15 protein-coding genes are annotated in these 12,887 nt (G+C 44.5%); 4 read left to right on the top strand and 11 right to left on the bottom strand.

Annotated features, from left to right (window positions below; genetic code table 11):
• Positions 1 to 14 precede the first annotated feature (14 nt).
• The 9 genes from GSF13_RS08525 to GSF13_RS08485 form a co-directional block, all read right to left on the bottom strand.
• The gene (locus GSF13_RS08525) at positions 15 to 836 is read right to left on the bottom strand and encodes a peptidoglycan DD-metalloendopeptidase family protein (protein ID WP_102056159.1); all 822 of its coding nucleotides are present in this window, start codon (positions 834 to 836) and stop codon (positions 15 to 17) included.
• A gap of 123 nt (positions 837 to 959) precedes the next feature.
• On the bottom strand, positions 960 to 1,598 hold the full coding sequence (locus GSF13_RS08520; RefSeq protein WP_010605637.1) for a protein-L-isoaspartate(D-aspartate) O-methyltransferase: 639 nt from the start codon (positions 1,596 to 1,598) through the stop codon (positions 960 to 962).
• Positions 1,599 to 1,607: 9 nt separating this feature from the next.
• Positions 1,608 to 2,348, bottom strand: a complete 741-nt coding sequence (gene surE, locus GSF13_RS08515; RefSeq protein ID WP_010377409.1) for a 5'/3'-nucleotidase SurE — start codon at positions 2,346 to 2,348, stop codon at positions 1,608 to 1,610.
• A 35-nt stretch (positions 2,349 to 2,383) separates the two neighbouring features.
• Positions 2,384 to 3,421, bottom strand: coding sequence for a tRNA pseudouridine(13) synthase TruD (locus tag GSF13_RS08510; RefSeq protein ID WP_010605638.1), 1,038 nt, complete (start codon positions 3,419 to 3,421; stop codon positions 2,384 to 2,386).
• Positions 3,418 to 3,894, bottom strand: coding sequence for a 2-C-methyl-D-erythritol 2,4-cyclodiphosphate synthase (gene ispF, locus GSF13_RS08505; protein WP_010605639.1), 477 nt, complete (start codon positions 3,892 to 3,894; stop codon positions 3,418 to 3,420). Before ispF ends, GSF13_RS08510 begins: the two co-directional genes overlap by 4 nt.
• Positions 3,887 to 4,585, bottom strand: coding sequence for a 2-C-methyl-D-erythritol 4-phosphate cytidylyltransferase (ispD, locus tag GSF13_RS08500; RefSeq protein WP_211867882.1), 699 nt, complete (start codon positions 4,583 to 4,585; stop codon positions 3,887 to 3,889). Before ispD ends, ispF begins: the two co-directional genes overlap by 8 nt.
• Positions 4,569 to 4,862: a cell division protein FtsB gene (gene ftsB, locus GSF13_RS08495; RefSeq protein ID WP_010605642.1), complete on the bottom strand. Its 294-nt coding sequence runs from the start codon at positions 4,860 to 4,862 to the stop codon at positions 4,569 to 4,571. Before ftsB ends, ispD begins: the two co-directional genes overlap by 17 nt.
• Before the next feature lie 32 nt (positions 4,863 to 4,894).
• On the bottom strand, positions 4,895 to 5,539 hold the full coding sequence (locus GSF13_RS08490) for a hypothetical protein (RefSeq protein ID WP_010605643.1): 645 nt from the start codon (positions 5,537 to 5,539) through the stop codon (positions 4,895 to 4,897).
• 84 nt (positions 5,540 to 5,623) lie between these two features.
• A complete protein-coding gene (locus GSF13_RS08485) occupies positions 5,624 to 6,094 on the bottom strand; it encodes a DUF2947 domain-containing protein (protein ID WP_045962078.1) in 471 nt (156 codons plus the stop codon).
• Between the two features lie 84 nt (positions 6,095 to 6,178).
• On the opposite strand from GSF13_RS08485, the gene GSF13_RS08480 reads away from it, so the two are divergent.
• Genes GSF13_RS08480 through GSF13_RS08470 form a run of 3 tightly spaced genes read left to right on the top strand, consistent with a single transcriptional unit; the run spans position 6,179 to position 8,482 of the window.
• Entirely contained in the window at positions 6,179 to 6,415 is a 237-nt protein-coding gene (locus tag GSF13_RS08480; RefSeq protein ID WP_010377401.1) for a DUF1653 domain-containing protein, read from the top strand.
• 43 nt (positions 6,416 to 6,458) lie between these two features.
• Positions 6,459 to 7,295: a MoxR family ATPase gene (locus tag GSF13_RS08475; protein ID WP_211868981.1), complete on the top strand. Its 837-nt coding sequence runs from the start codon at positions 6,459 to 6,461 to the stop codon at positions 7,293 to 7,295.
• A 2-nt stretch (positions 7,296 to 7,297) separates the two neighbouring features.
• On the top strand, positions 7,298 to 8,482 hold the full coding sequence (locus GSF13_RS08470; RefSeq protein WP_010605646.1) for a VWA domain-containing protein: 1,185 nt from the start codon (positions 7,298 to 7,300) through the stop codon (positions 8,480 to 8,482).
• A 47-nt stretch (positions 8,483 to 8,529) separates the two neighbouring features.
• Here GSF13_RS08470 and GSF13_RS08465 read toward each other — a convergent pair whose 3' ends face one another.
• Together GSF13_RS08465 and acs are read right to left on the bottom strand one after the other, a co-directional pair.
• On the bottom strand, positions 8,530 to 9,183 hold the full coding sequence (locus GSF13_RS08465; RefSeq protein WP_010605647.1) for a response regulator transcription factor: 654 nt from the start codon (positions 9,181 to 9,183) through the stop codon (positions 8,530 to 8,532).
• Between the two features lie 86 nt (positions 9,184 to 9,269).
• Positions 9,270 to 11,210, bottom strand: coding sequence for an acetate--CoA ligase (gene acs, locus GSF13_RS08460; RefSeq protein ID WP_211867880.1), 1,941 nt, complete (start codon positions 11,208 to 11,210; stop codon positions 9,270 to 9,272).
• A 314-nt stretch (positions 11,211 to 11,524) separates the two neighbouring features.
• On the opposite strand from acs, the gene GSF13_RS08455 reads away from it, so the two are divergent.
• Entirely contained in the window at positions 11,525 to 12,685 is a 1,161-nt protein-coding gene (locus GSF13_RS08455; protein ID WP_211867878.1) for a DcaP family trimeric outer membrane transporter, read from the top strand.
• The last annotated feature ends 202 nt before the right edge of the window (positions 12,686 to 12,887 follow it).

Here is a 12,887-nt window from a genome sequence, read left to right as displayed (position 1 = left end):
GTACTCGCATTACTTTATGGCAAGTATTTTGCCGGGTTTACAGCTTGACCTTTAAAACGGATCTCAAACCTAAGCGCCGTCTTAGAAGCATCTGTACTACCCATTTCGGCAATTTTTTCCCCAACTTTAACTTTTTGCTGTTCTCTGACGAGTAACTTAGCGTTGTGGGCATACGCACTTAGATAATCATCTGTATGTTTCAGAATGATTAAATTGCCATACCCACGCAACGCACTCCCTGCATATACAACTACACCGCCAGCAGCAGCCTTAACTGAAGTGCCCAGTTTATTTGAGATCTCCAATCCCTTATAACCATTCTCTTTAACAGAGAAGTGACGAGTCACCTTGCCTTCAGCAGGCCATTTCCATAGTACCTTATTATTATACAAAGCCTTGGTACTACTAGATTTTTGTGTGGCTTGTCTTTGAACATACTCTCGTTGATTTGGCTTATCAAGCTCTTTTTTGGAGGTTTTGTTACTTTTTTGTTTTAAAGACTGAGACTTGTGGTTTACTTTCGTGTATTTTATGTTCTTTTTGTTTTTATTTCTGGGATATTCTAGACGAATGATCTGATTGGGATAGATCGTGTACGGAGGCTTAATTTTATTGATTTTCGCAAGTGTTCTTACATCTTTGTTCGCGCTAAATGCAATTGCAAATAAAGTATCGCCTTTTTTTACTTTGTAACTGCTTCCGTTAATATTAATTTTATGTGACGAGGTGGTCTTACCAGAGTATAAAGTTGTTACAGGTGCAGGCGTATGATTCGACGAACAGGCAACAAGCAGGCCGCTTAAATAAATCGATATGATGACCTGAGACTTGCGCATTACTTATATTTTCCAGTGCTACTATCAACGACTATCATATCAATCTAACTTAATTTTGCTTGGTTTTCACATTCTACTGGAAAAATAGTTATATTTTATGGAGTTGTTTTTAAAACCAGCAAATTAACCGACTTCGCCAGCGATTAAAGGCACAAAGCGCACGGGAGCTAGAGCATGGCGAATAAACTGCTCACCTTGTTTAACAAATAACGTGAGTATTTGCTCTTCAATCCCAATTGGAATGACCATGGCACCGCCATCTTCTAGTTGCGTCAACAAATCATCTGGAACTGATTGTGCAGCGGCTGTAACAATGATCCCCGCAAAGGGCGCTTTTGAAGCCCAGCCCTTCCAACCGTCACCATGTTTCATGGTAACATTGTATAAATCCAGCAAATGCAGCCTTCTGCGCGCTTGCCACTGCAGCGACTTGATCCGCTCGATGCTAAAAACCTGTTCAAACACTTGTGCCAGTATGGCGGTCTGATAACCAGAGCCCGTCCCCACTTCCAAAATGCGCCCTTTAACACCCACTTGTTTTAACACTTCAGTCATTTTTGCGACGATAAAAGGTTGTGATATCGTTTGCCCTTGACCGATAGGAAGTGCAGTATTTTCATATGACTTATGTTTAAGCACTTCATCGACAAACAAGTGTCTAGGCGTGTTAGCGATGGCATTGAGTACCATTTTATCTTCTACGCCTTGCTGTGTTAGCAGTTCCACCAGCGCGTTGGCACTGCCCTGATAATTATTCAGCACATACGCCTCTTAAGATAACCAGCTCGCCACAGCATCTAAGCTCTCGTAAGCCGTCATATCCACCTTGAGCGGTGTGATAGCGGCATAACCATTGTTTACAGCATGAAAATCCGTGCCTTCACCAGCGTCACTTTCATGACCTAACGTGCCATACCAGTACACACTTCGGCCCCATGGGTCGATTTGTTCGGTCATGGTATCCGCTTTATGACGTGAGCCTAGTCGAGTGACTTTAATCCCTTTTAAGTCACTTAATGGAATATCAGGGACGTTGATATTAATGATTTGGTCTTTTGGTAGCGGGTGGTTTGCAAGCTTTTTAATGATCTCTACCGTGACATGCGCTGCAGTTTCGTAGTGGGCTTCATTTTTAGAGCAAAGAGAAACGGCAATCGCAGGCAAGCCCACATGTCGACCTTCTGTGGCCGCCGCAACAGTGCCAGAGTACAGCGTATCATCGCCAAGGTTAGCGCCATTGTTGATCCCTGCAACGACTAAATCCGGCAATTCATCCATCAGTTTGTTCACTCCAAGGTGAACACAGTCGGTGGGCGTGCCATTCACGGAGATAAAACCATTATCTAGCGTAGTCGCTCTGAGCGGGTTTAATAAGGTTAACGAGTTACTCGCACCGCTACAGTTTCTATCTGGACCAATGACGGTTACGTCCGCGATTTGTGATAACGCTTGATACAAGATAGCAATACCCTTGGCGTGAACACCATCGTCATTACTCAATAGGATCTTCATATTTCACCTCTTTTTCTTGTTAGACAATGAGTATCTCACTGCTGTATCGACTCTTCATGTTTATTAAACTTTTTACTGGCATCTTTATGATTAACAAGCTCTCTGAGCAGCGCCGTGGCAAAAGTTCCTTTTGGTAAACTGAATTCTAGGGTGAGCGTACTGTTGTCAGCCATACTCACTTTAAGTGCTTCGGGTATTAATCTAAGCGCTCTACGCTCATTTTTCATCCCAAATTCAGCCAACCCTTCGTGCCATTTAGCGAAAGGAGCCAACCATTCACGCTCTTGCGGCAACAAGCCCTTTTCACCTTTGCCAACCAATGGTGCCGAAAGCAAAATGTCGCCATTCAGTAACCGTTCGATGAGCTCGCAATCAATTTCTGAATCAAAAAAGGCGTTACTACCGCTCAGTAAAAAGATTTCACGATGCCAAGTCGTTGCCAAACCATGCTCTGCCACGCGGCGACTGACGACTTCGTTAAACAGATGAGAGCGGGCGGCTGAAAGCACCAGCCCTCTGAGCTTTTTATCGCGGATCTTTTCGCCGTCAAATAACCTATCTGCCATGGCTAAGTTGTGGCCATCATGACCAAAACGTTGTTCTCCAAAATAATTAGGAACCCCTTGGCGTACGGCATTAATACGCGACAGAATATCAAGTGGAGCAGTCACGTTTCTGAGGGTAATGGCAAAGCGATTGCCCTTATGACAGCCTGTTTTTAACTTTCGATTGTGCCGTATTTGTTGCACCACAAAAATAGAGTCACTATTTAATGCACTAAAATCTACCGACTTTTTAATTGGCACCGGCACACTAAACCACTGCGTACATACGCCGTGTCTGTCTTTAATTCCTGCATAACTGACATCTCGCGGTGAAATTTGAGCAAATTCTGCAAGCTTTTTAGCGACAAATGCAGTGTTTTCTCCCTTTTTTATGATCTGCAAGCAAACGTGCTCACCTTCGCCAGTAAAAGGAATATCTAAAATTTCTTCGACTCTAAAGTCTTCTGGTTGTGACTTATAATCGCCATCAGATAACGGTTTGCCGTAAAGATAATTTAGTGTCTTCATGCTTTTACCAATAGCACCACAGCATGGCTTGAGATCCCTTCCTTACGTCCCTCAAAACCCAGCTTTTCAGTAGTGGTTGCTTTAACATTAACTTGGTCCAGCTGCGCTTCACAGTCGTTTGCGATTTTACCGCGCATCGCATCAATATGTGGTCGCATTTTTGGTGCTTGCGCGACAATCGTGATGTCGATATTGCCTATTTGATAGCCAAGCGCTTTCACTTGTTCCATCACGCGGCGTAATAAAATACGACTGTCGATATTTTCAAATTCACTCGCGGTATCAGGAAAGTGCTTACCAATATCTCCCAGCGCAAGCGCTCCCAACAAGGCATCACACAATGCATGAATTGCCACATCACCATCGGAGTGAGCAATAAACCCCTGTTCGTAAGGAATTTTTTCCCCACAAATCGTCAATGGGCCAGCTCCACCAAATTTATGAACATCAAATCCGTGGCCAATTCTAATCATGCTGTTTACCTTGTTGTTGAATTATAAACTCCGCCAGAGGTAAATCCTCCGGCGTTGTGATCTTAATGTTATCTGTACGCGCGGCAATGAGTTGGACTGGCTGATTTTGTAATTCCATCGCTGATGCTTCATCTGTGATATTTGCACCTTGAGAAAGTCCAAGCTCCAGTGCAGCCAATAACTCTTCATACCTAAACATTTGAGGCGTAAAAGCCTGCCATAACGACGCTCTAGGTACGGTCTCCTGTACCAACTCCGCACCGCGTTTGATGGTATCTTTAACCTTGGCAGCCAGTATGCCACCTTGCTGTTGATCTATACATTGTGAAATCAGCTGATGAATATCGTCCAGCGCAACTAAAGGTCGAGCCGCATCATGAACTAACACCCAGTCAGGGCAACTTGGTGCTAACGCTTTTAGCGCCAATAAAACGGAGTCGGCACGTTCTTGTCCACCTTCACAGTAGCTAAAACGGCTATCAGGTAGTAACGCCGATGAAAAATATCCATCTTCTTTGGAAACGGCGACCATAAATTGATTGACGCACTCAAGTCCGGCTAGTTTTTCCAGTGTATGTACTAAGATCGGTTTACCTAATAGTGGAATATATTGTTTAGGCATCTGCGCCTGCATACGACTGCCAACCCCAGCTGCGGGGATGACGACTGCAAGTTTATCGTTTCTTTTCATGAGGTACTTTCGGTAATACACGGATAAAAGTTTCGCCAGGCTTAATCATGCCAAGCTCATGACGAGCGCGCTCCTCAACACCTTCAAGGCCGAGTTTTAAATCTTCGATATCCGCTTTTAATAGTTTATTTCGTTTACTGAGGTTGGCATTGGTTTCTTGGTGCGATTTAACCACGGATTTTATCCGAGTGTAGTCCTCCACGCCGTTGTGGCCGAACCAAAGTCTGTACTGAATAAATAGCGCTAAAACCAACAGCGCTAACTGAAAAAATCGCATTGCTTAATCCAAACTTCTGTTTTTTGAGTCGATTAGGATCGTTGACTCGTTTTTGTTTTTTGTACTTGTGGCCAATTAATTGCACTGGCAAGTAGCATTTCCCTTAGCGTCAGCCTTCGTGGTACTACCGCCTTGCCAAAGTGCCAAGAATGGCCACAACAGGCAGCTGTCATTAACGCTTTCGTCGGTTTTAGCAGTTGTACACGCGCTTCATCACTTGCTTGTAAGCTATTGCCACTAACACTAAACCAGCCAAATTGGTTGCAGTGCAATTTGTCAGCCTCACCCACTTGGTCAACACTATCGAGCCTCACGGTTGTCCCCGTCGAGTCTGCATATAGCACGGGAACCACCAGCCCCACTTTCACCTTAGTAGTAAAAAATGCTGCGTTGGCAGCGTCATCACATTTAGGCTGTGATTTTTGCTTTGCTAACCAACATCCATTGAAACTATCTAGCTCAAGCGGGACATCACCATGAATAATATGTGTGGCCGCGCGCTCAACATAATACGGCAGGCTGTTTAACAAACGCTGAAGGCGAGTATGATCGGAGAGTTCAGCAAGTTTCGGCAACTCTCTGGCATAAAATACGTTTACAAGCTCGGCAAATACAAGGCGAGATGCTTCGTCATACCAGATTGTATTTTGCTGTTGCTCCAAAACGCCTCCCGTCAATGCAATCTACTTTAGTAGACTGGTGTACATCCTTTATACACTAGCCATGTTTCAAATCAAAGCAAACTGCTCAGTTGTACTTGCTTACGGCTTGGTTCCTAATTTTGCTTGCCCCTCAGCCATAAATTGTACTACCGAACTGCGTTTTTTTCCTATTAAGAAACTACCATCAGTCAAAAACATAAAGTTCTGCCAACATCGCTTAAACACGTCAAAGCGGGTCTCGATCACATCATCTCGAGAGAGACAAAAATACACGGTAGTATTAGCTTGCCAATCAAGAAATTGCTCGATAGTTTCAGGAAATGCTTCTCCAGCTTCCCACGGCTGCTCCCAATTGAGGGTTTCTTGCCATGAGTCCGCTTTACCAACCCAGTCAGTTTTATCAAAGAAATCAGGGTGATCTTTTTCGTTGCTTACCATAGTGCTCCAAAGCACCGCAGCGCGCGCCGCTGACATTGGTTTTATCAATGCCAGGTCGGATTCTTCGATTGGAAGATCTTTATGTTTGAAAACCCAAGCTTTCTTATAATCGTCCAGCGCAATATAATTCATCTTTAAACACCTTCAGTCTTAATGGCACGGATTATAACATTTCAGTCCGTCACGTACGGCTTTTATTTTTTGGAGCTTGAATTAGTGGATATCACACCTGGAATTTACCGCCACTACAAAGGAAAACTTTATCGTGTGCATGCTTTGGCAACGCACAGTGAAACGCAAGAGAAGCAAGTGGTTTATCAAACCTTATATGGAGATATGAGCTTTTGGGTTCGACCACTTGAAATGTTTTTAGAAGACGTTATGGTCGAAGGCGAAGCGGTGCCTCGCTTCACCTTAATCGAAACCGAAGCAGGGTTGGCAGCGAAAAGCTGATTGTGGCAAGATGAACCTATCTCATCTGACCACAAGAAGTTGAATTATGTTTAAAGGTACTGATCAATATATTGCTACCTCTGCACTACAACAGGCCGTGAATGCGGCCATCGTTTTAGAAAAACCACTCCTCATTAAAGGTGAACCTGGTACAGGCAAGACCTTACTCGCCGAAGAATTGGCAAAAAGTTTAGATACCGAACTAATTCAATGGCATATAAAGTCAACAACCAAAGCCCAGCAAGGCCTGTACGAATACGATGCGGTCTCGCGTTTGCGCGACAGTCAACTTGGCGATCCTCGCGTTAATGACGTTGGCAATTACATCATCAAAGGTAAGCTGTGGCAGGCATTTAGCGCCACAAAGCGCCCCGTTCTGCTGATTGATGAAATCGACAAAGCCGATATTGAATTCCCCAATGATCTGCTGTTAGAACTCGATAAAATGGAGTTTCATGTCTACGAAACTAACGAGCAAATAAAGGCAAAGGTGCGCCCCATCGTGATTATCACTTCAAACAATGAAAAAGAGCTACCAGATGCCTTTTTACGCCGCTGCTTTTTTCACTACATCGACTTTCCGAGCAAAGAAGAGATGCAGCAGATTGTAGACGTGCATTTTCCACATATTAAAGCAAATTTAGTACAACGAGCACTCGAAAGCTTTTTCCAATTACGCGACACACCAAACCTAAAGAAAAAGCCAAGCACGAGTGAATTACTCGACTGGCTAAAACTATTATTAGCGGAAGATATTTCCCCTGACGCGTTGCATGACAAATCTAACCAAGGTGGCCTAATGCCGTTATTTGGTGCGCTACTTAAAAACGAGCAAGATGTTTCTTTGGTTGAGAAACTTGCCTTTATGAGCCGCCGCTGATCATGCTCATCGATTTTGTACTCACGCTTAGACGTTACGGTATCAAAGCGAGCCTGCGCGAATTACTAGACTGTTTAGAGGCGCTGGATAAAGAAGTTTGCTTTGCCGATCTGGACGGCTTTTACTTTTTGGCAAAAACCATCTTCGTGAAAGATGAAACCTTGTTTGATAAATTCGACCGTGCGTTTGCTGATTACTTTGAGGGAATAGAGTCAATTGATCTCTTCTCACAACTTCAACAGCAGCAATTGCCTGAGGATTGGTTGCGTAAAGAGTTTGAGAAGTCGCTGTCTGAAGAAGAAAAAGCCAAACTTAACGCCATGGGTGGACTCGATAAGCTCCTTGAAACGTTGAAAGCACGCTTGGCTGAGCAACAAAAACGTCACGCAGGCGGCAATAAATGGGTTGGTACAGGAGGCACTTCGCCTTTTGGCGCTTACGGCTATAATCCTGAAGGGATCCGCATTGGCCAAGATGGAAATCGCCATCGCAGAGCAGTAAAAGTCTGGGATAAACGGCAGTATCGCAATCTTGACAGTAATACCGACATCAGCAGCCGCAATATTAAGCTTGCACTCAAGCAATTGCGTAAATTTGCGCGCAGTGGAGCAAGCGATCAGCTCGATCTTAATGAAACCATTCGCGCTACCGCAAGACAAGGCGGCATGCTGGATGTGAAAATGGCTCCTGAGCGACATAACTCAGTGAAGGTATTGATGCTGTTTGATATTGGCGGCTCTATGGATGACCATATCCAGCTTTGTGAACAACTCTTCAGTGCCGCACACAGTGAATTTAAGCACCTCGAGTTTTTTTACTTTCATAATTGTGTGTACGAACATGTTTGGCACGATAATGACCGTCGTGACAGCGAATTGCTTGATACTTATCAGCTAATTAATCGATACGGCTCAGACTATCGACTAATATTTGTTGGTGACGCGACAATGGGCCCCTATGAAATCACCTATCCCGGAGGTAGCGTAGAGCATTGGAATCAAGAAGCAGGTGCTACTTGGCTGAATCGTTTAACCAATCACTTTAGTAAGGTGGCTTGGCTTAACCCTCAGCCGCAAAGCTATTGGTCTTATTACCATTCGATAGAGCTAATAAATCAATTAATGCAAGACAGAATGTATCCGCTAACAATAGAGGGACTAAGTCAGGCGTTTAAAGAGTTAAGCTAAAGCATCATTGCTTGCAAGGTAAGCACCTTGCAAGCAATGATGCGAAATTAGTCACTCGCTTCGATAGGTTCTAGTTGTAGTTTTGAAGCAATCAATACGGCTTGAGTACGATTATAGACACCCAACTTTCTGAAGATAGCGGTGATATGTGCTTTCACCGTTGCCTCTGAAATATTTAGCTCGTAGGCAATTTGCTTATTCAGCAAGCCTTCGTGTAAATATTGTAGCACTTTATATTGCTGCGGCGTGAGCGAGGCCACTTGTTGGGCAAGCTCTTTGTCTTCACCTTCAAGTTCAGCCACTTTGTCTTTCATGCCTTCAGGCAACCACGTGTCACCTTCGAGCACTTGCTCTATGGCTTCGGTAATTTGTTCTACTGACGCCGCTTTTGGGATAAAACCCATCGCGCCGTATCCCATCACTTTAGAAATGATAGAAAGGTCTTCGCTTCCCGAAACCACAACAACTGGAAGACTTGGGTGATCCTCACGGATCCGAATTAGTCCATATAAATCACCATTGCCCGGCATATGTAAATCGAGCAGGAGTAGGTCTAGTTCTTCTTGTTGTTGTAAGACCGAGAGCGTAGTGTCAAAGTTTTCAGATTCGAATACCTCTAGTCCTTCAAACTGCGCTTTTAGAGCCCCCTTAAGCGCCTCTCGAAATAGAGGATGATCATCCGCGATTAAAAACTGATACATGCTATGCTCCTAAAAAATCGGCTGTTATCGTAAAGATAACAGCCGTTATAGTATGTTTATATTAGGTCGCAATTCAAGTTATTCAGTTAACGATTCAATCTATTCTCGATTAATTCATCAACCACACTTGGATCGGCAAGTGTAGAAGTATCCCCTAACTGTTGATACTCATTGGCTGCAATTTTACGCAAAATCCGGCGCATGATTTTACCAGAACGGGTTTTAGGTAAACCTGGAGACCATTGGATCATGTCTGGGGTTGCAATTGGGCTTAGCTCTTTACGCACCCAATTTCTCACCTCTTTAGTTAACTCGTCAGATACCGTTACCCCTTCATTTGGCGTGATATAGACATAGATCCCTTGACCTTTAATGTCGTGTGGATAGCCTACCACAGCCGCCTCAGCAACCGCTTCGTGAGCGACTAACGCACTTTCGATTTCAGCAGTACCGAGGCGGTGACCTGAAACGTTAAGTACATCATCCACGCGACCGGTGATCCAGTAGTAACCGTCTTCATCACGGCGACAACCATCGCCCGTAAAATAAACGCCCGGATAAGCCGAGAAGTACGTTTGTTCAAAGCGGTCATGGTCGCCATAAACCGTACGGGCTTGTGAAGGCCAACTATCCAAAATCACCAGATTACCTTCGGTCGCGCCTGTCAGCGTATTACCTTCCGCGTCAAACAGTGCAGGAGCAATACCAAAGAATGGACGGGTCGCAGAGCCCGGCTTAAGTGCAGTAGCGCCAGGTAGTGGCGTGATCATGATGCCGCCCGTTTCGGTTTGCCACCAAGTATCTACGATAGGACAGTCACTATTACCAATTTGCTCATAATACCAAGACCAAGCCTCTGGATTAATTGGCTCACCGACCGAACCCAAAATACGTAAACTATCACGCTTGGAACTTGCTGTCGGCTCGTCACCTTTTGCCATTAAAGCACGGATCGCGGTAGGCGCAGTATAAAGGATAGTAACGCCATGTTTATCAACGATTTCACCCATGCGACCAGACGTAGGATAGGTCGGCACGCCTTCGAATACAACTTGAGTACAACCATTTACTAGTGGACCATAAGCAATATAACTATGACCCGTGATCCAACCCACATCCGCGCTACACCAGTAAATATCATCTTCTTGAAGATCGAATACATACTCATGAGTCATTGATGCATACACTAGGTATCCACCCGTAGTATGCACTACCCCTTTCGGCTGACCGGTAGAGCCCGAGGTATAAAGAATAAAGAGCGGATCTTCCGCATTCATCATTTCAGGTTCACATTCGGCTGGCTTATCAGCAACTAATTCATGCCACCAGACATCGTGAGCATTCCATTCAACATCGCCTCCTGTTAATTGATGTACAACCACATGCTCGATAGTGGTGACGCCTGCTTGCGCTACCGCTTCATCAACATTTGCCTTAAGCGGCACACAATTACCACCGCGACGACCTTCATCTGAGGTGATGACCACTTTGGCGCCAGAATCTTTAATACGGTCTGCAATCGCAGAAGGTGAAAAGCCCCCAAACACAACGGAGTGGATAGCACCAATTCTTGCACAGGCCTGCATGGCATAAATTGCTTGTGGAGTCATCGGCATGTAGATAGCGACGCGGTCACCCTTTGCAACTCCTAGGCTCTTGAGGCCATTGGCAAGCTTTGCGACTTCATCGTGTAGTTGTTGGTAGGTAATATTTTCCGTTTGTTCTGGGTTATCACCTTCCCAAATCAACGCAACTTTATCGGCGCGCTTTTCGAGGTGTCTATCGATACAGTTATAAGAGGCATTTAGTACGCCGTCTTCATACCATTTAATATTGATATGGCCTTTATCAAATGAGGTATTTTTAACTTTACTATAAGGTTTGAACCAATCTAAACGTTGACCGTGCTCTTTCCAAAACTCTGCGGGGTCATCAATCGACTTTTGATATAGTTCTTGATATTGCTCGTCGTTGATTAATGCTGCGTTCTTGATTTTTTCAGGAACTGGATAAATGCTCTGTGACATAGTCATCTCCATTATATTTAGAGGTCTAGGTCTGCTAGACACGCTTTTCCTAAGGATCACCCAGCCTTGGGTGTTTAAGTATTAGACCTTAGTTGTAGAACAGCTGCAAACGTAAAAGTTTCATACAACTTACCGACTGTACCTAATTCAAACGTTATGATCGCGTTATCCTCCGCTCATTTACTGTATGCCACCTTAGTCTAATAGACCAATAGGTAATTGAGTAAAAACCAACCTTAAACAACAGTTAGTGATGATTAATATGAATATCGGCTGCTGCCAACTGCAAAGCACAGCTATTGAGGAACTGGATTATGACAACGAATAACATTAATAAAAAACTGCTCGCAGTTGCTATCAGTAGCCTCTGCGCTCTCCCTGCCACTGCGGCTGAGATTGACGATACTAAAGTTAGCTATGGTGGTTATATCAAGCTAGATGCCATTTGGAGTGACTTTTCTGACGGCGCGCTGGGTGCGCAAAATATCGGCCGAGACTTTTACGTCCCTGGTACGACTCCTGTCGGGGTTAACTCAGATAGCGATGCTGTGTTTGATATGCACGCTCGCCAATCTCGCTTTAGCTTCGGGACCGATACTAAGCTTGATGATGGCAGCAGTATCAAGACTAAAATCGAGCTAGACTTTATTTCTACATCTGGAGGCAATGAGCGTGTGAGTAACTCCTACTCACCTCGTATTCGCCAAGCCTTTGTGAGCTACAAAGGCTTCTTGTTCGGTCAAGCTTGGTCAAACTTCCAAAATGTTAGTGCGCTACCAGAGACTTTAGATTTCGTTGGTCCAGCTGAAGGCACCGTTTTCGTACGCCAAGCCATGGCTAAATACACCACGGGAAACTGGTCTTTCTCTATTGAAAACCCTGAAAGCACAGTTACCACTGCAGATAGTGGCCGTGTCGTCACTGATGACGCTAGCATGCCTGATTTCACTGCACGGTACACACACAATGCAGATTGGGGTCATATTGCGGTAGCGGCACTTGCGCGCCAAATTACCTATAAAGTCGGTGGAGCTGATGAGTCTGAAAGCTCATTTGGGGTCAGTGCATCTGGTCGTGTTAATTTCGGTGACAATAATTTGAAATTTATGCTGACCCAAGGTCAAGGGCTTGGTCGTTACGTAGGCCTAAACGTTGCTAATGGCGCGGTATACGACGGTAACTCGTTACATGCAATTGACTCGACATCGGGCTTTATTGCTTATCAACATAGCTGGAATGAACAATTCCGTTCAACATTCTTATACTCTTTCTTCAATGCTGATAACGAAAGCGATTTGCTGGCGGTAACTGGCGATCCGACAAAATCAAGTATGAGTTACAGCGCAAACCTACTTTATTCACCCGTGAAAAAGCTTACCTTTGGTGCTGAATATAAGATGGGCACTCGAGAAACAGAAAGTGGCCTTGAAGGTGATTTAGACAGACTGCAACTTTCAGTGAAGTACGTGTTTTAAGGTTTTGTAATTTTAATAGGCTAGTACCAATTCACTTCCTAACTGCGGCCTATTGGCCGCTTTTTTATTGTTGGTCGCGACATAAAGTCGCTGCTACGATGTATTTTTTCGCGACATAAAGTCGCTGCTACGATGTGTTTTTCCGCTACATAAAATCCGCTGCTACGGTGCGTTTTTTGCGGCATGAAAGATCGCGGCTACT

The organism is Pseudoalteromonas sp. M8 (assembly GCF_018141365.1).
Classification (GTDB): Bacteria; Pseudomonadota; Gammaproteobacteria; order Enterobacterales; family Alteromonadaceae; genus Pseudoalteromonas.
This window is presented reverse-complemented; position numbering and strand designations above follow the sequence as displayed.

Coding starts and splice junctions, on each gene's coding strand:
- ftsB (WP_010605642.1), bottom strand. CDS start 4,862: ATGCGATTTTTTCAGTTAGCGCTGTTGGTTTTAGCGCTATTTATTCAG.
- GSF13_RS08470 (WP_010605646.1), top strand. CDS start 7,298: ATGCTCATCGATTTTGTACTCACGCTTAGACGTTACGGTATCAAAGCG.
- GSF13_RS08455 (WP_211867878.1), top strand. CDS start 11,525: ATGACAACGAATAACATTAATAAAAAACTGCTCGCAGTTGCTATCAGT.
- surE (WP_010377409.1), bottom strand. CDS start 2,348: ATGAAGATCCTATTGAGTAATGACGATGGTGTTCACGCCAAGGGTATT.
- ispF (WP_010605639.1), bottom strand. CDS start 3,894: ATGATTAGAATTGGCCACGGATTTGATGTTCATAAATTTGGTGGAGCT.
- acs (WP_211867880.1), bottom strand. CDS start 11,210: ATGTCACAGAGCATTTATCCAGTTCCTGAAAAAATCAAGAACGCAGCA.
- GSF13_RS08485 (WP_045962078.1), bottom strand. CDS start 6,094: ATGAATTATATTGCGCTGGACGATTATAAGAAAGCTTGGGTTTTCAAA.
- GSF13_RS08525 (WP_102056159.1), bottom strand. CDS start 836: ATGCGCAAGTCTCAGGTCATCATATCGATTTATTTAAGCGGCCTGCTT.
- GSF13_RS08465 (WP_010605647.1), bottom strand. CDS start 9,183: ATGTATCAGTTTTTAATCGCGGATGATCATCCTCTATTTCGAGAGGCG.
- ispD (WP_211867882.1), bottom strand. CDS start 4,585: ATGAAAAGAAACGATAAACTTGCAGTCGTCATCCCCGCAGCTGGGGTT.
- GSF13_RS08510 (WP_010605638.1), bottom strand. CDS start 3,421: ATGAAGACACTAAATTATCTTTACGGCAAACCGTTATCTGATGGCGAT.